At 29.7% G+C, this 24,218-nt stretch carries 24 protein-coding genes; 10 read left to right on the top strand and 14 right to left on the bottom strand.

The window, feature by feature from the left end; translation table 11 throughout:
- Positions 1–711, bottom strand: a complete 711-nt coding sequence (locus CLV86_RS05410) for a geranylgeranylglyceryl/heptaprenylglyceryl phosphate synthase (RefSeq protein ID WP_076731790.1) — start codon at positions 709–711, stop codon at positions 1–3.
- Between the two features lie 2 nt (positions 712–713).
- Entirely contained in the window at positions 714–1,340 is a 627-nt protein-coding gene (locus tag CLV86_RS05405) for a 4'-phosphopantetheinyl transferase family protein (protein WP_121050555.1), read from the bottom strand.
- A gap of 131 nt (positions 1,341–1,471) precedes the next feature.
- Here CLV86_RS05405 and ahcY point away from each other — a divergent pair, with 131 nt between their 5' ends.
- From ahcY to CLV86_RS05385, 4 genes are all read left to right on the top strand, one after another.
- Complete coding sequence (gene ahcY, locus CLV86_RS05400; RefSeq protein ID WP_076734343.1) at positions 1,472–2,788, top strand: adenosylhomocysteinase; 1,317 nt, start codon at positions 1,472–1,474, stop codon at positions 2,786–2,788.
- Positions 2,789–2,942: 154 nt separating this feature from the next.
- Positions 2,943–3,308 (top strand): S24 family peptidase, encoded by a 366-nt coding sequence (locus CLV86_RS05395; RefSeq protein ID WP_076731788.1) that lies wholly within the window; start codon positions 2,943–2,945, stop codon positions 3,306–3,308.
- Positions 3,309–4,580 (top strand): Y-family DNA polymerase, encoded by a 1,272-nt coding sequence (locus CLV86_RS05390; RefSeq protein ID WP_121050552.1) that lies wholly within the window; start codon positions 3,309–3,311, stop codon positions 4,578–4,580.
- A gap of 2 nt (positions 4,581–4,582) precedes the next feature.
- Entirely contained in the window at positions 4,583–5,047 is a 465-nt protein-coding gene (locus CLV86_RS05385) for a DUF1569 domain-containing protein (RefSeq protein ID WP_121050549.1), read from the top strand.
- A gap of 55 nt (positions 5,048–5,102) precedes the next feature.
- Here the strand turns inward: CLV86_RS05385 and rpmA are convergent, their stop codons facing one another.
- From rpmA to CLV86_RS05370, 3 genes are all read right to left on the bottom strand, one after another.
- Complete coding sequence (gene rpmA / locus CLV86_RS05380; protein ID WP_013869859.1) at positions 5,103–5,363, bottom strand: 50S ribosomal protein L27; 261 nt, start codon at positions 5,361–5,363, stop codon at positions 5,103–5,105.
- A gap of 41 nt (positions 5,364–5,404) precedes the next feature.
- Complete coding sequence (rplU, locus tag CLV86_RS05375; protein WP_121050546.1) at positions 5,405–6,064, bottom strand: 50S ribosomal protein L21; 660 nt, start codon at positions 6,062–6,064, stop codon at positions 5,405–5,407.
- 165 nt (positions 6,065–6,229) lie between these two features.
- A complete protein-coding gene (locus tag CLV86_RS05370) occupies positions 6,230–6,721 on the bottom strand; it encodes a DUF4199 domain-containing protein (RefSeq protein ID WP_121050543.1) in 492 nt (163 codons plus the stop codon).
- A 190-nt stretch (positions 6,722–6,911) separates the two neighbouring features.
- Between CLV86_RS05370 and CLV86_RS05365 the strand changes: the two genes are divergently transcribed.
- Positions 6,912–8,234: a M16 family metallopeptidase gene (locus tag CLV86_RS05365; protein WP_121050540.1), complete on the top strand. Its 1,323-nt coding sequence runs from the start codon at positions 6,912–6,914 to the stop codon at positions 8,232–8,234.
- Positions 8,235–8,318: 84 nt separating this feature from the next.
- Positions 8,319–10,406 carry a M16 family metallopeptidase gene (locus CLV86_RS05360; RefSeq protein ID WP_121050537.1) on the top strand — a complete coding sequence of 696 codons (2,088 nt, stop codon included), beginning with the start codon at positions 8,319–8,321 and terminating at the stop codon, positions 10,404–10,406.
- A gap of 44 nt (positions 10,407–10,450) precedes the next feature.
- Here the strand turns inward: CLV86_RS05360 and CLV86_RS05355 are convergent, their stop codons facing one another.
- Positions 10,451–11,326 carry a DMT family transporter gene (locus CLV86_RS05355; protein WP_121050534.1) on the bottom strand — a complete coding sequence of 292 codons (876 nt, stop codon included), beginning with the start codon at positions 11,324–11,326 and terminating at the stop codon, positions 10,451–10,453.
- A gap of 107 nt (positions 11,327–11,433) precedes the next feature.
- On the opposite strand from CLV86_RS05355, the gene CLV86_RS05350 reads away from it, so the two are divergent.
- A complete protein-coding gene (locus CLV86_RS05350; protein ID WP_121050530.1) occupies positions 11,434–11,832 on the top strand; it encodes a heavy-metal-associated domain-containing protein in 399 nt (132 codons plus the stop codon).
- Positions 11,833–12,252: 420 nt separating this feature from the next.
- On the opposite strand, the gene CLV86_RS05345 is transcribed toward CLV86_RS05350, so the two are convergent.
- The 4 genes from CLV86_RS05345 to CLV86_RS05330 all read right to left on the bottom strand — a co-directional run bounded on the left by CLV86_RS05345 (position 12,253) and on the right by CLV86_RS05330 (position 18,834).
- Positions 12,253–16,686, bottom strand: a complete 4,434-nt coding sequence (locus tag CLV86_RS05345; protein ID WP_121050527.1) for a CheR family methyltransferase — start codon at positions 16,684–16,686, stop codon at positions 12,253–12,255.
- Positions 16,687–16,808: 122 nt separating this feature from the next.
- Entirely contained in the window at positions 16,809–17,387 is a 579-nt protein-coding gene (gene nadD / locus CLV86_RS05340) for a nicotinate (nicotinamide) nucleotide adenylyltransferase (RefSeq protein ID WP_121050525.1), read from the bottom strand.
- Between the two features lie 2 nt (positions 17,388–17,389).
- Positions 17,390–17,974 (bottom strand): guanylate kinase, encoded by a 585-nt coding sequence (gmk, locus tag CLV86_RS05335; RefSeq protein WP_076731777.1) that lies wholly within the window; start codon positions 17,972–17,974, stop codon positions 17,390–17,392.
- A gap of 2 nt (positions 17,975–17,976) precedes the next feature.
- Positions 17,977–18,834 (bottom strand): YicC/YloC family endoribonuclease, encoded by an 858-nt coding sequence (locus tag CLV86_RS05330; protein ID WP_121050522.1) that lies wholly within the window; start codon positions 18,832–18,834, stop codon positions 17,977–17,979.
- 81 nt (positions 18,835–18,915) lie between these two features.
- Between CLV86_RS05330 and CLV86_RS05325 the strand changes: the two genes are divergently transcribed.
- Positions 18,916–19,395 (top strand): acyl-CoA thioesterase, encoded by a 480-nt coding sequence (locus tag CLV86_RS05325; protein ID WP_121050519.1) that lies wholly within the window; start codon positions 18,916–18,918, stop codon positions 19,393–19,395.
- Here the strand turns inward: CLV86_RS05325 and CLV86_RS05320 are convergent.
- Positions 19,384–20,283 (bottom strand): DMT family transporter, encoded by a 900-nt coding sequence (locus tag CLV86_RS05320; RefSeq protein ID WP_121050516.1) that lies wholly within the window; start codon positions 20,281–20,283, stop codon positions 19,384–19,386. The genes CLV86_RS05325 and CLV86_RS05320 overlap by 12 nt on opposite strands.
- Entirely contained in the window at positions 20,273–20,665 is a 393-nt protein-coding gene (locus CLV86_RS05315; protein WP_249037454.1) for an arsenate reductase family protein, read from the bottom strand. The genes CLV86_RS05320 and CLV86_RS05315 overlap by 11 nt, the downstream gene beginning before the upstream one ends.
- Positions 20,666–20,704: 39 nt before the next feature.
- Between CLV86_RS05315 and CLV86_RS05310 the strand changes: the two genes are divergently transcribed.
- The gene (locus tag CLV86_RS05310; protein ID WP_121050510.1) at positions 20,705–21,169 is read left to right on the top strand and encodes a DinB family protein; all 465 of its coding nucleotides are present in this window, start codon (positions 20,705–20,707) and stop codon (positions 21,167–21,169) included.
- Here the strand turns inward: CLV86_RS05310 and CLV86_RS05305 are convergent.
- A complete protein-coding gene (locus tag CLV86_RS05305) occupies positions 21,158–21,901 on the bottom strand; it encodes a PdaC/SigV domain-containing protein (protein WP_121050507.1) in 744 nt (247 codons plus the stop codon). The genes CLV86_RS05310 and CLV86_RS05305 overlap by 12 nt on opposite strands.
- 112 nt (positions 21,902–22,013) lie before the next feature.
- On the opposite strand from CLV86_RS05305, the gene CLV86_RS05300 reads away from it, so the two are divergent.
- Positions 22,014–23,153, top strand: coding sequence for a cystathionine gamma-synthase (locus CLV86_RS05300; protein ID WP_121050504.1), 1,140 nt, complete (start codon positions 22,014–22,016; stop codon positions 23,151–23,153).
- Between the two features lie 68 nt (positions 23,154–23,221).
- Here the strand turns inward: CLV86_RS05300 and CLV86_RS05295 are convergent, their stop codons facing one another.
- Complete coding sequence (locus tag CLV86_RS05295) at positions 23,222–24,007, bottom strand: THC0290_0291 family protein (RefSeq protein WP_121050501.1); 786 nt, start codon at positions 24,005–24,007, stop codon at positions 23,222–23,224.
- Positions 24,008–24,218: the final 211 nt, after the last annotated feature.

Below are 24,218 nucleotides of genomic sequence, written 5' to 3'. Positions count from 1 at the left end.
TTATTTTTTTAATTCTTCAAAAAAAGTTTCATCCTCTTCAAAAGCTGTACCTATAACAACCATATTTGCTCCAGATTTAAATGCATTCTCAATAGCTAATTTACTTCTTATACCTCCACCAACTATTAATGGTATATTAATATTATTTTTTACTGCTTCTATAATTTTAGTCGAAACTTCTTTCTTTGCTCCACTTCCAGCTTCCAAATAAACCAATTGCATTCCTAATAATTCCGAAGCTTTTGCAGTATCTACAATTTCTAAAACATTAGTTAATGGTTTAGTATTTGTTACTTTTTGAGTTGAAGTTTCCTTACCTCCATCAATTAAAATATAAGCTGTAGGAATCACCTCTAATTTAGAATCTCTTAATTTTGAAACAGCTTTTACTTGTTGACCAATTAAGTATTCTGGGTTTCTACCAGAAACTAAAGACAAAAACAATATTGCATCTGCCTCTTCCGATACCTGCAAAATGTCTCCTGGAAATAAAACAATTGGCAATGTGGTTAAAGGCTTTATAATTTTTAGCAATTTTTCTGTTGCATAATCTTTAACCGTACTACCTCCAACAAATATATGAGTGGCTATAGATTTATTTACTTTATCTATAAATTGCGATGTATTATTTAAGTTGAATTTATCTGGATCTATTAAAACTGCAAGGTTTTGTTTTTGGGAAACTTTTATGTGATGTAAAATAGATTCCATAATTAAACTAATACATAAGCACATGTAAATCCTTCAAACTCTAGAAAATATGAATTATACTTATATTTCCTCATTTTATAATCTATCCAAGATACTGTTTCACAATCTTCTAACATAAATGGAATCACCAAAAAATGCTCTCTAAACAACATACCTGGAGTTGCAAATAATTTGTAGAGCGATTCTTTTATTCCCCAAATAACCGTTAGTTTTCTAATATATTCTAAGTCGTCTTTATTTAAATACTCAAACTCATAATCCACAAACTTGTGAGCTATAATTCCTATTTTTTCACGCTGTTTTTCAATATCAATACCAACTTCAGTATCACTAATAATCACTCCTGAAAAAGTAAAACTATGCGTTATAGAAATATGTTTACCATCTTTTAAATGCGGCTTGCCATTAGCATCATAATATAAATCTTGATCTGTGTAACCAAACTCCCTAAGTAAATGTCTTACACTTAAAAATCCGCGTTGATGTAATTCGCTTTTCATACCTAAAACACGCTCTAAACTTTCAGATCTTAGGTTTAATGGTGATAACAAAGCATTATAAGACTCTTCAATCTTCCAGATTTTAACAGTAGTTTGTGAGTTTACACTAATGGATTTATAAAGAGGCATTTAATATTTTAAATGTTATTGATTATCTTTGCAGCGCCTAAGGTAGGTATGCCATTTTATTAAGCGAATTTAACTAATAATGTGCGAATCCCAAAGGCGTTTCATTTTAAAAAACAAAGAGAAAAAAAGATATGAGTACAAAAACAGTTGCTTACGTACCTAATAAGGTAAAAGATATGTCGCTTGCGGCTTGGGGAAGAAAAGAAATTAATTTAGCCGAAGCAGAAATGCCAGGTTTAATGAGTTTACGTGAAGAATATAAAGACGAGCAACCTTTAAAAGGTGCCCGTATTGCAGGATGTTTACACATGACTATTCAAACAGCCGTTTTAATTGAAACTTTACAAGCTTTAGGAGCAGAAGTTACTTGGAGTTCTTGTAACATTTTCTCTACACAAGATCAAGCTGCTGCTGCTATTGCAGATGCAGGAACTGCTGTATACGCATGGAAAGACATGACAGAAGAAGAATTTGACTGGTGTATAGAACAAACACTTTTCTTTGGAGAGGAAAGAAAACCATTAAACATGATTTTAGATGATGGTGGAGATTTAACTAATATGGTTTTAGATAAATACCCAGAATTAGCAGATGGTATTAACGGTTTATCAGAAGAAACTACAACTGGTGTTCACAGACTTTACGAGCGTGTAAAAAATGGAACACTACCAATGCCAGCAATTAATGTAAACGACTCGGTTACGAAATCGAAATTCGACAATAAATATGGTTGTAAAGAATCTGCAGTAGACGCTATTCGTCGTGCAACAGATATTATGTTAGCTGGTAAACGTGTTACTGTTTGTGGTTATGGTGATGTTGGTAAAGGAACAGCAGCTTCTTTTAAAGGTGCAGGTTCTATTGTAACAGTTACTGAAATTGACCCAATTTGTGCTTTACAAGCTGCAATGGATGGTTTTGAGGTGAAGAAATTAGAAACTGTAGTTGGTAATAGCGATATCGTTATTACAACAACAGGAAATAAAGACATTGTTAGAGCAGAGCATTTTAAAGCAATGAAAGACAAAACTATTGTTTGTAACATTGGGCACTTTGATAACGAAATTCAAATGGCTTGGTTAAATGAAAACTTTGGTGATACTAAAGATACTATTAAACCACAAGTAGATAAATATACGGTTAACGGAAAAGAAATTATTATTCTTGCTGAAGGTCGTTTAGTAAACTTAGGTTGTGCAACTGGTCACCCAAGTTTTGTAATGAGCAACTCTTTTACAAACCAAACTTTAGCACAAATAGAACTTTGGAACAACAAAGAAGCTTATGGAAATGATGTGTATATGTTACCAAAACACTTAGATGAAAAAGTTGCCAAATTACACCTAGAAAAAATAGGTGTTGAGTTAACAGAACTTAAAGATTACCAGGCAGATTATATTGGTGTTAAAGTAGAAGGTCCTTACAAGCCAGAACACTACAGATACTAAATAATTGTAGATATAAAATAAAAAAAAAATCCAAACATTAATGTTTGGATTTTTTTTGTGTTTTTTATTTAAATAAACTCAAAAAGAGTTTTAAAAAATGTTAATTAGTTAATTTATAAATCCAGTCTCTAAATTTTCTATTAACTTTAATGCTATGAAAAAGCCTCAAGCACATTTAATAGAAAAATCTAAAAAAAATTATCGCGTTCAGCGACCTGTACAAACAGGTTTTTCGAGTCCTGCGACACATTACCATGAACCAAGAATAGACTTAAACAATGTGCTAGTAAAAAACAGTTCATCTACTTTTTATATAAGAGTTGTAGACGATAGTTTTAAAGATTTTAAGGTTAACAAAAACGATGTACTAATAATAGATAAATCTTTAACACCTAAAAACAACCAACTCGTTGTAGCTATACAAGAAGATGCTTTTAGTATTATTAGAATTAACAAAAATATAGATAAACAAATTCAAATTTGGGGAGTTATTACCTATATTATAAAATCGGTTTTATAAATGATTGCGCTTATAGATTGTAATAGTTTTTATGCTTCTTGTGAACAAGTCTTTAGACCCGATTTACAAAACAAACCTGTTGTTGTTTTAAGTAATAATGACGGATGTATAATTGCTGCAAATAAACAAGCTAAAGCATTAACAAACATTCCAATGTTTCAGCCAATATTTAAAATAAAAAAAATATTGGATGCCAATAATGTAGTTTGTTTTTCTTCTAACTACACACTGTACAGCGATATGTCTCGCAGAGTTATGGATACCTTAAAAAATTTCTCGCACATTGTAGAAGAATATAGTATAGATGAAAGCTTTATAGATTTATCACTCTATAACGAAAAAGATTTAGAAACCGTTGCCATAAATATAAAAGAGACAGTTTATAAAAACACTGGAATTCCTGTTGGTGTTGGTATAGCAAAAACAAAATCACTTGCTAAAATGGCTAATAAATTTGCCAAAAAGCATATAGAAAATGACAATGTTTATGTTGTTAATACAGAAGAAAAACGAAAACACCTTTTACAAAACTCTAAAGTAAAAGATATTTGGGGTGTTGGGAAAAAACACGCCGTTCGTATTGAAAATACAGGATGTAAAACAGCATTAGACTTTGCAAACATGGAAGTTGCTTGGGTTAGAAAACAAATGACCGTTATAGGCGAACGACTTTGGAGAGAGCTTAACGGTCTGCCATGTTTAGAGATGATTACCATACCAAAACCTAAAAAAGCAATAGGTACAGCCAAATCATTTGGTTATAAATTAACAGACTATAAACTAATAGAAGAAGCATGTAGTTATTATGTTGCCGAAGTTGCCGATTTATTAAGACAGCAAAAAAGCGTCGCCACTCAAATTCAAGTATTTTTAACCACAAATTACCATAGTGAATACGATAAGCAATATCAACAAAGTATAACTATTACTTTAAGCAGTCCAACCAATAGTACTATTAAGTTAACACAACAAGCATTAACCGGACTAAAGAAAATTTACAAAACAGGTTTTAGATACAAAAAAGTAGGTGTTAATTTGCTTCATTTAGTTTCCGAAGATCAAGTTCAACTTAATTTATTTAATGTAGACCATAAGATTACAAGTAAAAAAATTACAGACACAATAGATATTTTAAATAGTAAATTTGGAAAAAACAAAGTAAAACTAGCAACCGTTGGCAATCGAGAAAAACAATGGGCTTTAATTAAAGAACAGCGAAGCCCTCGATTTACAACACAATGGGACGAATTAATGACCATTGGTAAAAAATAAAAATGAATTACAAAAAAGTAAAAAAAACTTTAGATAAGCTAAACAGTAACATTAACAACCATGCTATTTCTAATCCACAGGTTTCAAAAAGTAGCATAGGTTGGCATATAGATCACAGTTTAAAAGTTATAAATAATGTTATTATTGCTCTTCATAAATCTAATCCAGAGCTCTATAAGAAAAATTTTAGCTTTTTAGGAAAAGTGTTTTTTATGCTTGGTTTTTTTCCAAGAGGAAAAGCAAAAGCACCAAAGCAAGTAAAACCGCCTGAAATTATTTTAAAAGAAGATATAATCTCGCAAATGCAACTTGCCAAGACTAATGTTGAAACTATTTCTAAATTACACAAAAATGCATTTTTTAAACATCCTTTTTTTGGAGATATAAATAGTAAGAGAATTTATAGATTTTTAGAACTTCACACAAATCATCATTTAAAAATTATTGATGATATTTTAAAAAAATAAAAAAACGCCTTTCAAAAATGAAAGGCGTTTTTTAATATCTAAAAAGAAATTATTTCTAAGCTTCAAAAGGCTCTATAGAAACGTAAGATTTGTTATCTTTTTTCTTCGTAAATTTTACTAAACCATCTACTTTAGCGTGTAAAGTGTGATCTTTTCCTTGGTATACGTTTTCACCTGGGTGATGTGTATTCCCTCTTTGTCTTATGATAATGTTACCAGCAATAGCAGCTTGACCACCAAATATCTTAACGCCTAAACGTTTTGATTCTGATTCTCTACCATTCTTCGAACTACCAACTCCTTTTTTGTGAGCCATGATCTTAAGGTTTTATATTGTTAATAATAAAGTGGTCGCAATTAAGCTTTTCCACCATCTAATTCGTCTTGCCATTTCTTTAATTCATCCCACTTACCGTCAGCAGCTAATTTAGCTTGTGCTGGCCAAGTATCTGTTACATGGTTTCCACGAACATCTGCGATAATTTCAGAAATTTTTGCTGCATCTGTTTTTGCTAACTCAGCAAAAGTTGAGATTCCTGCTTCCACTAATGTTGAAGCAATTTTAGGTCCAATACCTTCAACTTTCTTTAAGTCGTCTGCTTTTCCTGTTGCTTTTTTAACAGCAGTCTTTTTTGGTGCAGCAGCTTTTGCTTCTTCTTTTTTAGTTTCTTTTTTTGGAGCAGCTTTTTCAGCTTTTTTAGCTCCAGAAGCTACGATGCTTTCAATTACGATTTCAGATAAAGCTTGTCTGTGTCCATTTTTTACACGGTAACCTTTTCTTCTTTTCTTTTTGAAAACAATAACTTTTTCACCTTGAAGGTGTCTTAAGACTTTTGCACTTACTTGTGCTCCGCCTATAGCTGGGGCGCCTAAAGTAACATTGTCACCATCACCAATTAAAAGAACGTTATCGAAATCTACTTTCTTACCTTCTTCTGTTGTTAAACGGTTAACAAAAACTTTTTGGTCTTTTTCAACTTTAAATTGATGCCCTGCTATCTCTACAATTGCGTACATAGCGTAACGTTTTTATTAATTTGTTATTAAAATAATCTGCCTTCTTCTGAGAAAGCGGATGCAAATATACTTCTAATAAATTAATTTGCAAACGTTTTTATTACTTACATGTATTATTTTTAAGCATTTACTTAACTTTAAAATATATTTTTTAGAGAAAAACAACTACGAAACTTTCTTCATTGTTATCTCTCCGTCTTTTTCATTATTTCTGTTTGGTATATTTCTGCTATCTTTAAATAATTGCATACATGTTAAAGTTAGCACTACTGTTGTAGAGAATCCCATAATAGCGACAACAAAACAAACAACTCCAATACCAACACTATAATCACCACTAAAGACCTCTAATAAATTAGATAAAAATGCAGGATTAATTTCTGTTGCGTAAAGTAAAAAGAATGCTGTAAATATTATAGTTGCAACAAATCCAGCAACTATACCGGAGGTAAAACCACTTGAATAACTAAAGTTTTTGCCAACTCTTAATTTATGGTATTTTATTACTTCGTAAATACCAAATCCTGTAATTAATCCATTACCTAAACTAAACATTGGGTTTGTATGCAAGTTAAATAACGCTAAAAATAAAAAGAATGCAATTAATGTTGCACTTATAATAAAACCGAAACGGATTGGAAGTGTGAATTTTTTCATATTTAACTGATTTTAAAAATATTATAATTTTAAAGTTCGAAAAAAAAACATCAAAAAAAGAGTAGTTCGTGTTAATTTTTATCTAAAAAATTAATTATTGGTTTTATCAATTCTTATTTTTGTTACTTAATTATGTAACATATTTTGTATGTTATAGACTTATATCACAATTAACCTTAAATATCTCACAATGAAAAAAAATTTATTCTCATTAGCTGCACTGCTTTTGGCTGGATTTGCAGCTAATGCGCAAGAAGTTAAATTTGAAGAGTACGATTTAAGTAACGGTATGCACGTTATTTTACATCAAGACAGAACTGCTCCAGTTATTACAACCGCTGTAATGTACCACGTTGGTGCAAAGGACGAGCAACCAGACCGAACAGGTATGGCTCACTTTTTTGAGCACTTATTATTTGAAGGAACAGAAAACATAGAACGTGGTGATTGGTTTAAAATTGTAGCTGCAAATGGAGGTAGTAACAATGCCAATACTACAGATGATAGAACTTATTATTATGAGGTTTTCCCATCTAATAATTTAGAATTAGGATTATGGATGGAATCTGAGCGTTTAATGCACCCGATAATTAATCAAATTGGTGTAGACACTCAAAATGAAGTAGTAAAAGAGGAAAAACGTTTACGTGTAGATAATGCGCCTTACGGTAAATTTATTGAGAACATAAAATTACATGTTTTTAAAAAACACCCTTACAAAGGAACTACAATTGGTAAAATGGAGCATTTAGATGCTGCTTCATTAGAGGAGTTTCAAGAGTTTAATAAAAAATTCTACGTGCCAAATAATGCCGTTTTAGTTGTAGCTGGTGATTTTGATGTGCCTTCAACAAAAAAAATGATTGAAGATTATTTTGGACCTATACCAAGAGGTGAAGATATTGTAAGAAACTTTCCAAAAGAAGATCCTATTACAGAAACTATTAAAGCTAAAGCTTACGATTCTAACATACAAATACCTGCAATTATGGCTGCTTATAGAACTCCAGCCATGACAGAGAGAGATGCGTATGTTTTAGATATGTTATCTACATATTTAAGTTCTGGAAAGACTTCAAAATTATACAAGAAACTTGTTGATGATGAAAAGAAAGCTTTACAAGTTGGAGCATTTAATCAAAGTCAAGAAGATTATGGTACTTATATTTTATTTGGATTACCATTAGGAGACAACACTTTAGAAAGCATATTAGCAGGTATTGATGAAGAGTTAGTAAAAGTTCAAAGCGAATTAATTTCTGAAAGAGACTACCAAAAACTTCAAAATAAATTTGAAAACGATTTTGTAAATTCAAACTCTAGTATTTCTGGTATAGCAAATTCTTTAGCGCGTTATTACATGTTATACGATGATGTTAATTTAATTAATAACGAAATTGATATTTACAGATCAATTACAAGAGAAGAAATTCAAGCAGTAGCTAAAAAATACTTAAATCCAAACCAAAGAGTAGTTTTAGAGTATTTACCAGAAGCTAAAGACGAAAACTAATAAATTTAAAAAGACACAAATAGCCTTTAAAATGTTTTTAAAACTATAAAGAACTATTTGACAACTTTTAAAAAATAAATACAAATGAAAACAAAAATAACAGCATTTATAGCACTATTTTTATTATCAATTTCGGTTACCGCTCAAATTGATAGGTCTGTGCAGCCAAAACCAGCAGCTGCTCCAGCAATAACTTTAGAAGTTCCTGGAGAGTTTGAATTAAAAAACGGACTTAAAGTCTTAGTTGTTGAAAACCACAAATTACCTAGAGTATCTTACACTTTAACCATAGACAATCAACCACGTGTAGAAGGTGAAATTGCTGGAGTTTCAGGTATATTAGGTGCAATGATGGGAAATGGAACAACATCTATTTCTAAAGATGAGTTTAATGAAGAAATAGATTTTCTTGGAGCAAGATTAAGCTTTGGATCTAGTAACGCCTACGGAGCTTCTTTAACAAAATACTCTGAAAGAATTTTAGAATTAATGGCAGATGCTACTATTAACCCATTATTTACAGAAGAAGAATTTCAAAAAGAAAAAGAAAAAGCAATTGAAGGTATTAAATCTAGTTCAAAAAGTGTAAGTGCAATTGCAAGTCGTGTAGGTGGCGCTTTATCTTTTGGAAAAGGTCATCCTTATGGTGAGTTTGTTACAGAAGAAAGCTTAAACAACATCACTTTAGATAATGTTCGTGCTTACTACCAAAAAAACTTCAACCCTAATAACGCTTATTTAGTAGTTGTAGGTGATGTAGATTTTAAAACTGTAGAAAAGCAAGTAAAAAAATACTTTAAAAAATGGGAAAAAGGTTTAGATGTAACCTCATCTGTACCTGCTCCATATAAAAATGTTGGGCAAACAGAAATTAACTTTGTCGATATGCCAAATGCAGTACAATCTAACATTGTTGTTACAAATAATGTAGATTTAAAAATGAATCATCCAGATTATTTTGCTGCTAAATTAGCCAACTACATTTTAGGTGGTGGTGGAGAAGGTTATTTATTTTTAAACCTTCGTGAAGACAAAGCTTACACATATGGTTCTTATTCTAACATTGGAACAAATAAATATGGCGCTGCTAGATTTAGTGCTAGTGCAGAAGTAAGAAACATGGTTACAGATAGTTCTATTGTAGAAATACTTAAAGAAATAGATAGAATTAAAAGCGAACCAATTTCTGCAGAGGCACTTAAAAATGCAAAAGCAAAATACGTTGGTAGTTTTGTAATGGCTTTAGAGCAACCTCAAACTATTGCTAGATATGCTTTAAACATTAAATTAAACGATTTACCTAAAGACTTCTATAAAACATACCTTAAAAAGGTAAATGCTGTAACAGTTGAAGATATACAAGCTGCAGCAAACAAGTATTTTTCAAGTAAAAATGCAAGAGTTGTAGTAGTAGGAAAAGGAAGCGAAGTTATTTCTAATTTAGAAAAAACAAAATTCCCAATTAAATACTACGATACTTATGCAAATGCTATAGAAAAACCAGTGTTTTCTAAGCCTGTTCCTGCTGGAGTTACAGCACAAACTGTACTAGAAGATTACTTAAAAGCAATTGGAGGTAAAACAGCTGTGCAAAACATAACTACTCTAGTTCAAGAAATGAGTGCTTCTTTTCAAGGACAAAATATGGTTATGACTATTAAACAAAAAAATCCAAACTTATTTGCTAACGATGTAAGTATTGTAGGAATGGGATCTGTATTTAAACAAGCTTTTAATGGAGAAACTGGCTACATGGCTCAAATGGGAAATAAACAACCTATGCCAGAAGAAATGGTTTCTAAAATGAAAGATAAGACAGGTTTAATTGACGAGTTAAACTTATTAAACGATAGCTCTAAAAAAATATCAGTTTCTGGTATTGAAGCAGTAGATGGTAATGATGCATACGTTATTGCTATTGAAGATAGTAAAGGAGAAACATCTAAAAACTATTACGATGTTACTACAGGTCTTAAAATTAAGTCTGTTTCAACTGCTAAAACTCCTACTGGACAAGAAGTTTCTCAAGAGTCTACTTTTGGTGATTACAAAGTAGTAGATGGTATTAAGTTTCCACATACTACATCTTTACCTATGGCCGGACAAAAAGTAGAACTTAAAACAACATCTATAAAAGTTAACTCACCGTTAACAGATGCTGATTTTAATTAATTAGTAAAACTATAGAATTTATTAAAACCTGAAGTCGAAAGGCTTCAGGTTTTTTGTTTTTTATTAGCTAAATACACGCCAAGTAAAATAATTAAGGATGCTAAAATTTGTAAAACACTAAAAGTTTCGCCGTCTAGCAATCCCCACATTAATGCTACAATTGGCATAATATAAGTTACTGAAGAAGCAAAAACCGGTGTAGATATTTGAACCAATTTAAAAAACAAAACCTTAGCCATTGCTGTACCAAATAAAGATAAAATAGCAATATATAAAACCGACAATCCTAAATCTGGATTATTAAAGTTTTCTACAGTAAAGAAATTAGTAAAAAGTAAAACTAAAACTGCAGGAATAAAAATAGTTACATAGTTCCCAACGGCAATTGCAAGCGGTTTTACATTTTGTAAATAACGCTTAATTATATTCACGTTTGCAGCATACATTAATGTTGATGCAATTATAAAACCAGCAAATAAGTAATTTTGATCAGGATTAAGCTCTGCACCTTTTAAAATTAATAATGCTGTACCAATAAAGCCAATAATAACACCTAAAATTTGTCTTTTAGTAGAAGTTATTTTAAAAACAGCTAATCCCATTAAAACTGTATTTAAAGGTACTAAAGAATTTAAAACAGAGACTACAGCGCTATCTATTTCGGTTTCTGCAATTGCAAAAAAGAAAGCTGGTATAAACGAACCTAAAAAGCCAGAAATAGCAATCCATTTCCACTCTTTTTTTTCTATAGTTTTTATAGTTTTAAAACCTGCTAAAAACAAAAAGAAACCGGTAATAACGGTTCTTAAAGCTCCCAATTGATACGGCGTTAAACCTACCAACCCTTTTTTTATAAGTATAAAACTAGTTCCCCAAATAATAGACAATATAATTAGGTAAGCCCATTTGGATAATTTCATGTAAATAATGCATTTGTTAGATAGTGCAAAAATGAAAATTTTAACGCAATAAATAGATATAATTCTTAATTTTGTAATCTATTATTAAATAATAAAAATTGATACTCATGAAAAATTTAAAAAACATACTAGTAATAGTTATTTTAACTATTACGGCCTTTAATTGCAAAAATGAAACGCAACCAGAAATTAAAACTGTAGAAACAGCAACAGAGGTTAAAAATGTAGAATTAGATCCTAATGCAACATATGCAAAAGCCGAATTTAAAATTGAAGGAATGACTTGTGCTATGGGATGTGCAAAAACTATAGAGAAAAAAATGGCAAAAATGGAAGGTGTTAAATCTGCAACTGTAGATTTTGAACGTGAATTAGCTATGGTAGAATATGACGAAGCTAAAGTAACACACGAAAGTTTAAAAAACACAGTTACTGGTGTTTCGGACACTTACAGTGTAAAAAACATGAACACCGTTGAACACTTCTCTAAAGCAGAAAAACAATAGAATATTATAATTTAAATTGTTATAATTAAATTATTTAAGTAGATATTAAACCAGGACTTTTGTTCTGGTTTTTTTAATTAAAAAAACCAACTCAGATGAGTTGGTTTTTTACGCTATTAATCAATTATAACAAATAATACCTAAAAATTATTTGCTATGGGAAACTTTTAATGATTTTAAGAATTATAATCATTAAAGTATACTTTTTTTTATTTGAACTAATCTATAAAATAAAGGGATAAATAGTAGATTGCTGTCAAATTCTGAATCAAAATTAGAACAAAGAAACAATGCTTACAAAACTATTTTTTTACATTTTGTGCATTTCATCGAAAAAATGAGTATTTCTTAGTTTTGCTTTACGGTAAAAACCGTAATTTTTTCGATTTGTGAGAATTAACTTTCAATTTGTGCGACTTTTTAACCTAACCATTTATTTAAAGTAGCAAATAACTCGTCTTTAATAATTGGTTTAGACAAGAAATCTACGCATCCCATTTTATAACATCTTTCTTTTTCGTCTGGCATGGTATAAGCTGTTTGCATAATAATTTTAGCCTCAGGATTAATTTTTAATATTCTCTCTAAAACTTCAATTCCACTCATTTCTGGCATTCTAATATCTAATAAAACAACATCTATATCTTTAGTTTTTTTGTACGTTTTAATGGCTTCCTTTCCTGTTTTAGCAAAAAGAATGGTTGCTCCACTATCTCCAAGGACTATTTTAAATAATAAACGAATTAAAGAATCGTCTTCTGCAATTAATATTATTTTGTTTTTTAAAAATGCTTTATTTATAGTTGTTACTATTTTTTCGTTTGCAGTATTATGGTTTAATTCCTTTAAAGGAATTGTAAACTCGAATAATGTACCTTTACCTTCTTCAGATTTTACAAATATTTCTCCGCCTAAAAGCGTTACAATACCTTTACAAATAGACAATCCTAAACCAGTTCCTCCATATTTTGCATTACTCTCGTAATTAAGTTGTTTAAAACGCTCGAAAATTTCAATTTGTTTACTTTTTTTAATTCCCATTCCTTGATCTTTTACAAAGAATTTTAAAAAATTATTTTCTACAGTAAAACCAAATGATATTTCTCCTTTTTCTGAAAACTTTAAAGCATTGTTTAATAAGTTTGAAAGCACTTGTTCTAACCTTTGACTATCGGTTATAATTTCAAGATTATTGTATTTTTTAGGAATATGTGTTTTAAACACAATATCTTTTTTAAGCTTTATTGTTTTTAATTGCTTGTAAGTAATATCTAAGTTTTTTATAAGCTTAGGTACATTACACACTTTTGAAGTTATTTTTAACTCATTGGCTTCTATTTTTGCAACGTCTATTATATCGTCTATTAAATTTAATAATTGTTTTGAGTTACTGTCTATTATATCAAGATACTTTAATCTATCGGCTTTAGTTAAACTATCATTTTTTAATAGTTCTGAAAATCCTAAAACACCATTCATTGGTGTTCTAATTTCATGACTCATATTTGCTAAGAAATAGTTTTTATGGAGGTTTGCAGACTCTGCATCTTTTTTAGCTCTAATTATTTCTTCTTCAATTAGTTTTTGCTTAGTAATATCCTGTGCTGCACCTCTTAAACCTATAATTTCTCCATCTGCATTTTTTACTGCCTCTCCTTGTGCACGCAACCAACCTTTTTCTCCGTTAGTTTTTATAAGGTTTAATTCTATTACATAAGGAATTCCCAATGTTCTTGTTCTTTCTACAGCTTTATTTAACTTTAGCCAGCTTTCTTTTGTAAACAATTTCTTTTGCTTAGAATAATCCGGAGGTGATGATTTTGGGTCTAACCCATACATTAAATAAAGTTGCTCAGTCCAATATACTTTGTCGGTTTTTAAATTTAAATACCAACCACCAACTAGTGTTAAAGCTTGAATTCTATTAAGCTCTGCTTGGTTTCGTTTTAGCGCCCTTTCGTTATTTTTAAGTTCTGTAAAATCTGTAATTATACCTGCAAATTCTCCCTTTTTAGGAGAAAAACTGTTTATTAAAAAGTGTTGTTTTAAAGATTCTATATGGCTTTCTATTGTAAAATCTTTTCCTGTTAAAGCCGTTTCTCCAAATTTTTGAAGCAATTTATTAGGTTTCTCTAATAAGCCAGGTGAAATTTCTGATACTTTTTTACCAATAATATCCTCTGCTTTTAAATTAAATAACTTTTCATAAGTTGGGTTTACATCTATAAATTCCCAATCGATTGGATTATTAGATTTATCTACAATAATTCTAGCATGAATAAAGGCTTCGTTTAAACTTTCAAATAACTTTTTATATTTTAAATCGGTTATTTCAAGTTCATTTTCTATTTCCTTGAGTTTATTAATATTATTTAAAGTAATTACTACTCCATTTATAACTTTATCTGCTGTTATAAATGGACTTATTCGTTTTAAATAAAAATTATTGTCTTTATCTTTTACTTGTTTTTCTACTACTACTAATTTTTCTAAAACTGTTTTAGAATCTTTAAGTATCATCTTTCTTACATCCTCATCAAAATTAGATGTAAATATTGATAGCGGCCTACCAAGATCTATTTCATTTAAATTAAAAACTTCTTTAAGTGCAGGTGTAAATTTTCTAATTCTTAAATCTGTATCTAAAAATAATGTAGCAATATCTGTATTGTCTAATAGGTTTGTTATATCATTATTAAGGTTGGTAAGCTCTTTATTTTTTTCCTGCATTTCTGTGTTTACAGTATAAAGCTCTTCGTTTACAGATTGTAATTCTTCGTTTGTACTTTGTAATTCTTCATTAGAAGCCATTAATTCTTCATTAGAAGATTGCAACTCCTCGTTACTTGTTTCTAACTCTTCAATTACATCTTGTAATTCTGTTTTAGCAATTTTTAAGTCGTTTTCTAAATCTTCTAATCTTTGATTTGAAGCTTCATCTACATCTATATTATCTACAACTAATGGCGTATCGTATTGTATAACTTTATCATTACTAAATTCAATTAAGTAACAATCGCTTAAATTTTCGAAATCTTTTGGTTTATGAAAATTTAAGTCGAACAAAAAGTTTTGTCCTTCTGTTTTATTTAATATTCCTTTAATTACTACATCTTGCTTATTTGCTTCAAGCCTTCTAATACCGCTTCTAATTACAACAGCAATATCTGCACTAACCATTTTTAACAAGTTAGTTTGAAAAATTCCAGAGTTATGAGAGAGTCTTTTACCTGCATCTCCATTAATAAATAGAATATTAAAATCTTTGTCTATAAAAATAGAGGCTGGACTAAATTTTAAATTTAAATATTTATGAAATAATAATTCTGGTGTTTCTTTAATTTTATATTGAGGTAAATTTCTTGTTTCTTTTGGAAAATTATAATTAAATGTTCTCACCCTCTCTAAACTCGAATTAGTAATAAGCGTTTTTTTAGAAGCCGATATATTTTGAAATATCTTCCACTTAACATCTACTGTTTTAAATTTTTTTGAAATATCTCCTAAAGACTCACTATTACCTAAAAACAAGTATGAGTATTGGTTTAATGCAAAATGAAAATTATACATTACCTTTTTTTGAATTTTATTATCAAAATAAATAAGTAAATTTCTGCATGAAATTAGATCCATTTTTATAAATGGCGGATCTTTTATTAAGTTGTGATAAGAGAAAACAATCTTCTCTCTAATACGTTTTATTATTTGAATTTGGTCTCCTATTTTAACAAAATACTGATCTAAATAAAGCTTTTCAATTTCATTAATTATATTAATATGATAAGCTCCTGCTCCTGCTGTAGCTAATGCACTTGGATCTATATCTGTTGCAAATATTTTAAAATCAAGGTTTAATTGATGTGTTTTTATATAATTATCTATTAATATTGCTAGTGAATATACCTCTTCTCCGGTAGAACAACCTGCCACCCAAACACGTATAACCTCGGAACTTTTTTTATTTTGGCATATTTGCGGAATAACCTTTTCTTTTAAATTTTTAAAAGCTTCGGTATCACGAAAAAATCGCGTTACACCAATTAAAAAATCTTCTTGTAATGCTTGTTGTTCTTCAGCATTACTAGACAAAAAGGCTGAGTAATCGTATAAATGCTGTATGTTGGTAACATTCATACGTTTTTCTATACGTCTTAAAAGTGTATTTTTTTTATACTCCCTAAAGTCGATACCAGAGTGTTTGTAAACTATTGTTAGTATATCGTTAATCAAGCTTTCATTGGATGGGTTTTTATCAAAGTCGTTTAAAAGTAAAGGTCTACTTACAGGATTTTTATGCAAAATTTCTGCTATTTTACTTGGCTCTAATATGTAATCTGCCGTATTGGTTGATATTGCAGAATTTGGCATACCGTCAAATTGTGCAGATAGTGGATCTTGAACAATTATAGTTCCTCCTCTTTCTTTTATGGTTTTTATTCCTCTAGAACCATCGGATCCTGTTCCAGATAAAATAACTCCTATAGATTTCTCTTTATACTCTTCGCCTAACGTGTGAAAAAAGATATCTATTGGTAAATTAAGATTATGTTTAGGTCCTTTATCAAGTAAATATAATTCTGATCCTTTTACATGTAAATTTTTACTTCTTTGGTTTAAGTAAATACAATTAGGCTTTATTGTTTGCTTATCTTCTGCAGTAAAAATTTGCATTTTTGTATGCTTACTAAGAAGCTCTGGCATTAAACTTTTAAAATCAGGAGAAAGATGTTGAATAATAATAAATGCCATTCCTGTATCGTTAGGAATATGGTCAAACAAAGTTTGTATAGCATCTAAACCTCCTGCAGAGGCTCCAATGCCAACTACATAAGTTTTTGCTTTTTTACTTTTCATTTTAATTATTTAAAAATTAATATCCTGTTTTAAATTTGTAAAACTTTAGATTCTAACTTAAAATAATTGATTTATAGCGTAAATAATTAGATTCTATATTGGTTAAGTATAGGGATAGCAATTTATTTATAAAAATTCATTTCATCTACATATTCCCAAACTTTTTTAGGTAATAATGGCTTTACATTTTTACCATTTTTTATAGCATTTCTAATCATGGTTGAAGAAATTTCCATAATTGGAGCCTTAACTCTATGTATTTTTTCGTGATTTGTAAATCGGGTTTCTACAATACCTTCTGAAATTCTAGGATACACGTAAATGTTATGGTTTTCTAAGATAACTTCATAATTTTTCCATTTATGGAAACTCTTTAAATTATCTTCTCCCATAATTAAAGCAAAATTATGTGTTGGGTACTTTTCCTGTAAATAGGTAAGTGTATTTATAGTATAGTTTGGTTGTGGTAAATTAAACTCTATATTACTCTCTTTTAATTTATCGTAATCTTTAGTAGCGAGATACACCATTTCTAAACGCTGGTGATTGTCCAGTAAAGTACTTTTCTTTTTAAAAGGATTGTGTGGCGTTACTACAAACCAAATTTGGTCTAAATCACTATTCTCCACTAATTGGTTTGCGATAATTAAATGCCCAATATGAATTGGGTTAAATGAACCAAAATATAGGCCAATTTTCATTTTTAAACTTTTGTTTCGGTTATTAAAAAATGTCCCACAATATTTTCTGCTTGCTGTAATGCTTTATCTAAATTATCGTTTTCTATAATTACATCAAAAAGCGGTGCTGTTGCTAATTCTGCACTTGCTTTTGCTACACGCATATTTATTTTATCGTCGCTTTCTGTTTTTCTTTTTTTAAGCCTAATTTTAAGCTCGTCTATACTTGGTGGTTTTACAAAAACGGCTAAGGTTTGCTCTGGGAATTTACGCTTTATACGTAGTCCTCCAGAGACATCTATATCGAAAATTACATTTTTACCCAAAGCCCATAAACGTTCTACTTCTGTTTTTAAAGTACCGTAAAAATTATCTCTATAAACTTCTTCCCATTCAAGAAAATCGTCATTTTTTATATGCTGTTTAAATTCGCTTGCAGATAAAAAGTAGTAATCTTCAGCATGCACTTCGGCACCACGTTTTTCGCGAGAGGTTGCTGAAATAGAAAATGCTAAATTAAGTGCTTCTTTTTTTAATAAATGCCTAACAATAGTTGTTTTTCCAGAGCCTGATGGTGCAGAGAATACTATTAATTTTCCTTGCTTCATTTTTATAAAACGTTAAGTAGTTGCTCCTTAATTTTCTCCAGCTCGTCTTTCATTTGTACAACCAATTGCTGCATTGGCGCATAATTACTTTTAGACCCAATAGTATTGATTTCTCTACCCATTTCTTGGCCTATAAATCCTAATTTTTTTCCGTTAGAATCTTTAGAATTTAAGGTTTTTATAAAATATTCTAAATGGTTTTTTAAACGTACTTTTTCTTCGGTGATATCAAATTTTTCAATATAATATACTAATTCCTGCTCAAAACGGTTTTCATCGTATTTCTCCTTTAACTCTTCTACACCTTTCTTTAAACGCTCACGTACGCCTTCTACACGCTCAGGATCCATAGTAATTACTTGCTCTAGCAAATTTGCTATGGTAGCAACACGGTTTTTAAAATCTGCCTCTAAAACTTTACCTTCATTTAAACGATACTCGTTAATAGCTGCAATAGCTACTGTAATTTCACTTTCTATTTGTTCCCACTCGTTATTATCTATCTCTTCGCGCTCTGTATTTAAAGCATCTGGAAAACGAACAGCCATTTTTAACAAATCTAATTCATTACCATCTACAACATTTTTAAGTTGTTGTATGTATTGTTTAACAACTGGAGTATTAATTTTTGTTGAAGTATCTTCTGCAGTGGCTTCTACGTAAATCGAGAAGTCTATTTTTCCTCGAGTTAACTCTTTTGCCATTAATTTACGTAAGTGTAATTCTTTTTCTCTGTAAATTGAAGGCATTCTAGCATTCAAGTCTAAGTTCTTGCTATTAAGCGATTTTAGCTCAATTGTTATTTTTTTTGTTGGTAATTGTAAAACAGATTTACCATAACCTGTCATTGAATGTATCATAAAATAATTTGTAAAGTTGAGCAAAGATAAGCAAAACAGAATCCTTAAAAAACTGTAACTTTGCTTATTAAAAACCAAAATATGTACAAAAAACAGTTCGAAATACGCTGGAGTGACGTTGACGCCAACAGACATTTAGCCAATTCTGCCTACACTAATTTTATGAGCCATACCAGAATGGCATTTTTAATAGAACATGGTTTTACCATGAAAGAATTAGCTATGCACAATATTGGACCTGTTGTTTTTTATGAGCATATGCACTATTTTAAAGAGGCTTTTATGGGACAACCAATAACGGTATCTTTAGAGGTTTCTGGACTAAGTGAAGATGGAACTTTTTTTAAATTCGACCATAACTTTTACAACCATAAAGGTGAAAATATAGCATTTTGTGAAATGCTTGGTGCCTGGATAGATTTAAAAGTAAGGAAAATGACTAATTTACCTCAGCAACTTATGGACTTAGCAGATTCTTTTCCAAAATCTGAAGACTTTAAAATACTTACTAAAGAAGATACTCGTGCTAATGGTCGTACACCTAAAAATTTAAACCTCTAGTTTAACTTTAGGTTTTTTAGTTACTAAATATACTCCTGAAAATATTAAAGCTGAAGCTATTAGTTTTACAGATGTAACACTATCGCTACCCATAATTATTGCAAAAATTCCAGCTATTACTGGCTGCAAATATATAAAGGTTGTTACTGTAGATGCTCTTAAATGTTTTAATGCTAGTGGATTTAGTAAATATGTTCCAAAAGTGGCACCTATAACCACAAATCCTATAGAAAAGAAAATATATGGTGTAAATGTAGAAGGCTGAGCAGATATTAATTCTTTATAACCAAATGGAATAACTAAAATTAACCCAAACAAAAACAACCATCTTATAAAAGTAAATGGATGGTATTTATTAGTTAGTTTTTTTATAATTATAATGTAAATACTGTAAGACACAGCGTTTATAAGCACAAACAAATTGCCAAGTAAAACATTATCTCCTTCTAAATTAGATTTACCGTATAGACTTAGTACCAAAGCTCCAGCAAAACCTAAAATTACACCTAAAACCTTATAATTTGTAATACGCTCTTTTAAAAAAATTGATGATAGTACTAACACAATAATAGGTGTAGTAATCATAATTACAGAAGCATGAATTGGTGTTGTAAACTCTAAACCTTTAAAAAAGGTTAGCATATTTAAAGCTACTCCAAAAATAGCAGCATAAAATATAATTAAATAATCTTTTTTATCTATTTTTTCTTTAGGTCCTAAAAAACTAAATATCCAAAATAATAAAGTTGCTCCTGCAACTCTAACTAATATAAAACCAAACGGTTTCATAAAACCACCAGACATAACATCTTTAGCAAATGTAAAATTTAAACCGTAAAGTAATTGTACTATAAAGGCAGCTATTAATGCCCAATATCTAGTTTTCATTCAATTCATTTTTAACAGCCTCAACATTAGCCTTAGAGTTACCTATAAATATTTTATTGTTTAATATAAAAACTGGTCGGCTTAAAAAAGTATAATGCTCTAGTATTAAGTTTTTATAATCGGTTTCTGTTAAATTTTTATTTTTTAAATCGCGTTGTTTGTAAAGTGTTGCTCTTTTACTAAAAAGAGCTTCATAACTACCTGCAAGATCTTTCATTTGTTTAATTTGCTCTTCGGTTATAGCTTCAGTTTTAATATTTTGAAGCTCTACATTTTCTCGCAGATTTAACTCTTTTAAAATACGAATACACGTACTACAAGATTTCAAATAATATACTTTATCAATCATCATAATAGTTTTAACACTACAAATTAAATTCATTTAAATGAGATTCTACTATATTTATAAAAAATTTGAATTATGGATTTTACATTTGAGGTCTTTACAAAAACAAGAGGCTTTTTTAAAGCGTATTTAGAAGAATTGTCTTTAGCCCAGCTTAATGCTATTCCTAATGGATTTAACAATAACATTATCTGGAATATTGGGCACAGTATAGTTACAGAACAAATATTAGTTTATAAACTTTCTGGATTAAAACCAAATGTTAGCGATGTACTTATTGCTAAATACAAAAAAGGAACAAAACCAGACGGAAAAGCTACTCAAGAAGAAGTAGACGAATTAAAAGCTTTGGCATTTTCAACAATAGAACATACAGAGGCAGACTTTGGTTCGAAAGTATTTAAAACATTTAATGAATATACTTTATCTACCACAGGAAATACGCTTACAAACGTAAACCAGGCAATACAATTTGCTTTAATACATGAAGGTATGCATGCTGGTTATATTTTAGCATTGTTACGTGCTTTAAAAGTTTAAATAATCGTTTACTACTGTATATGGGATGGTAAATTCTATAACATTATTTACCGCAGAGTTATAAGTATCATAAAATACTATTACGCCATCCTCGCTAAACCCAAGGTTTTCAGGTAATTTAAATGTATCGTTTTTAAAAGCTTCTATACGATTGTTATTTGCAGACAATAGTTCTTTATTATAATATTTTTGAGCTATAGCTGTAAAGGAAGGAATATCGTTTATTAAGTCTTTTGTTTCTAATTTTAAGCCTGTTTTAACATCAAAATTAAAAAACCTAAAAATTAAGTTACCATGAGCACCACCAGTATTAATACTAGAATTCATTGCAATAGAAGCTAACGTTTCATTTGTATAAATTACTTCTCCATCAATTAAAACCTCCCAAGCTGGTAAATTTGTATATAACGTTTTACCTATTTGGGTTTTAAAGTCTTTATAAGACTTTTTAAAATTAATAATACTCTCTTCTGTGCTCTCTTTTGTTTCAGAAACTGAATCAATATTTAATGCATTATTTACAAAATAATTAAGTGTTGTGTTAATTTGTTTTGCTGCTTCTGTTTGTCCTTTAGCTACAGGAATATTTATCTCAATAATTACTTCATCTTCATCTATAATTGAAATCTCATCAAAAACAACTACCGTATCTTCTTTACAAGAAAAAACAAAAGTTATAATAATAATGACGCTAAAAAATTTTATTAATTTTAAATAATAACTGTTAAACATTAACTAAAGGTTTTATTACAATTTACATACAACGAATTAAAGGCTATTTTTGTTGTAATCAAAAAAAACTAAAAATTGTTTTTAGCTTTAAAATATTAATAAAAATAAGCATATGAAATTCAATACAAAAACCATTCATGGTAAACAACATCCTGATGTAGCTTATGGAGCTGTAATGCCTCCTATTTACCAAACCTCAACATATGCTCAAACTACACCTGGAGGAAATAAAGGTTACGAATATTCTAGAACCCACAATCCCACTAGACATGCTTTAGAAAATGCCTTTGCTAGTATAGAAAATGGAACGTTTGGTTTAGCATTTGGTTCTGGACTAGCTGCTATTGATGCTGTTTTAAAGCTTTTAAAACCTGGCGACGAGGTAATTTCTACTAACGATTTGTACGGCGGAACCTATAGATTATTCACATCTATTTTTGAAGACTTTGGTATTAAATTTCACTTTGTAGGCATGAGTAATGCCTCTAATATCGAAAATTATATAAATAATAATACAAAACTTATTTGGGTAGAAACACCTACAAACCCAATGCTAAATATAATAGATATAAAAGCAACCGCAAGCATTGCAAAAAAACACAATATACTGCTTGCAGTAGACAACACATTTGCCACGCCTTATTTACAACAACCTCTAGATTTAGGCGCAGATATTATTATGCACTCTGCAACTAAGTATATTGGTGGACATAGTGATTTAGTAATGGGAGCTTTAGTTGTAAAAGATAAAGAACTTGCAGATAAACTATATTTTATACAAAATGCTAGTGGCGCCATTTGCGGCCCACAAGATTCTTTTTTAGCACTACGCGGCATAAAAACTTTACATGTTAGAATGCAACGTCATTGTGAAAATGGCAAAGCAATTGCCAAATATCTTGCAACGCATCCAAAAGTAGAAAACGTATATTGGCCAGGTTTTAAAAACCATCCAAATCATGATATAGCAAAATCTCAAATGAAGGATTTTGGTGGCATGCTGTCTTTTACTACTAAAGGAAATAATTACGAAGAAGCTATAAAACTTGTAGAAAATTTAAAAATTTTCACTTTAGCAGAATCGCTTGGTGGTGTAGAATCTTTAGCTGGACATCCTGCTAGTATGACACATGCAAGCATCCCAAAAGAAGAGCGAGAAAAAACAGGTGTAGTAGATTCTTTAATTAGACTAAGTGTTGGTATTGAAGATGAAGAAGATTTAATAAACGATTTAAAACAAGCCTTAGGATAAGTTACAGACTTTTATAAAACAAAAATGCTCAAGTATAAACTTGAGCATTTTTGTTTTATATTAAAAGTTTAATCTAAATAATAAATGTATCCAAAATTTAGCCAAACCATCCAATCGTTATATTTATTATATTTTAATTCATGATTTAAACCATCTATATAGTCGTTAAAATAATACTGACCTCTTAAATCAATCATTAAATCGGCAGATGTACTTAATTTATAACGTGCACCCATACTAGATACAACAGACCAAGTACTGCCTCCACTAACATCTATAGGTGTAGAATCTGGAGTTACATACCACGGATCGTAATAAGTATTTCCTGGGCCAGTAAAAGTAGAACTCACTTCTGGATTATAAGAAACATAATGCGCACCTAAACTTACAAATGGTGCAAATTTATAAGCAAAAGCTTGAAAAGAACGAATACTTAGTGGAAAATATTCAATTTGCATTCCTATGTCAAAATTATTAGCCTCTCCTTTTTGACCTCTTAATTGTTGAGCACCTCTTCCTGTTCTATCTGGCTCCACATATTCTCCAAAATGCTCAAGTTTTGTTGTATTATAAGATATTTCTGTTCTTAATTTAAAGTGATCGTTAAAATAATTATCGGTAGTATAACAATTACAATCTGCTTGATAAGCAAAATTAATATAGTGTACTAAACCAATGCCAAATCCACTATTTCCTGCATTTGTTTCAAATTCATTTCTTAAACCATAATCAGATTTAAAAGCAACAGGTCCAGTAATTATTCCTATTTCGTGAGAAAAACCTAATTGCGCAAAAGAGACCTGAATAGTAAGCAGTATAATTATAAACTTGGTTAGAATTTTTAAATTAAGCATGGTTATTTCTATAATTTAGAGGCATTAAACAGACAAATATATATAAAAAGCCGATAAACAAACAAAATATATAGGCAAAACGCAACATAATATTTTTTTATTGATATTAAAATAAAAAATAATGATTGCGAAATAGAAAAAAAAGAAGCGTTTTTTTTAAAGATAATGTATCTTTGCTCCACAAAACAAGTAATTCAATTATTAAAAACAT

This window comes from Lacinutrix venerupis (assembly GCF_003663945.1).
In the GTDB taxonomy this organism is placed as follows: domain Bacteria; phylum Bacteroidota; class Bacteroidia; order Flavobacteriales; family Flavobacteriaceae; genus Lacinutrix; species Lacinutrix venerupis.
The sequence above is the reverse complement of the archived record's forward strand: the minus strand, read 5'-3'. Positions and strand labels throughout refer to the sequence as shown.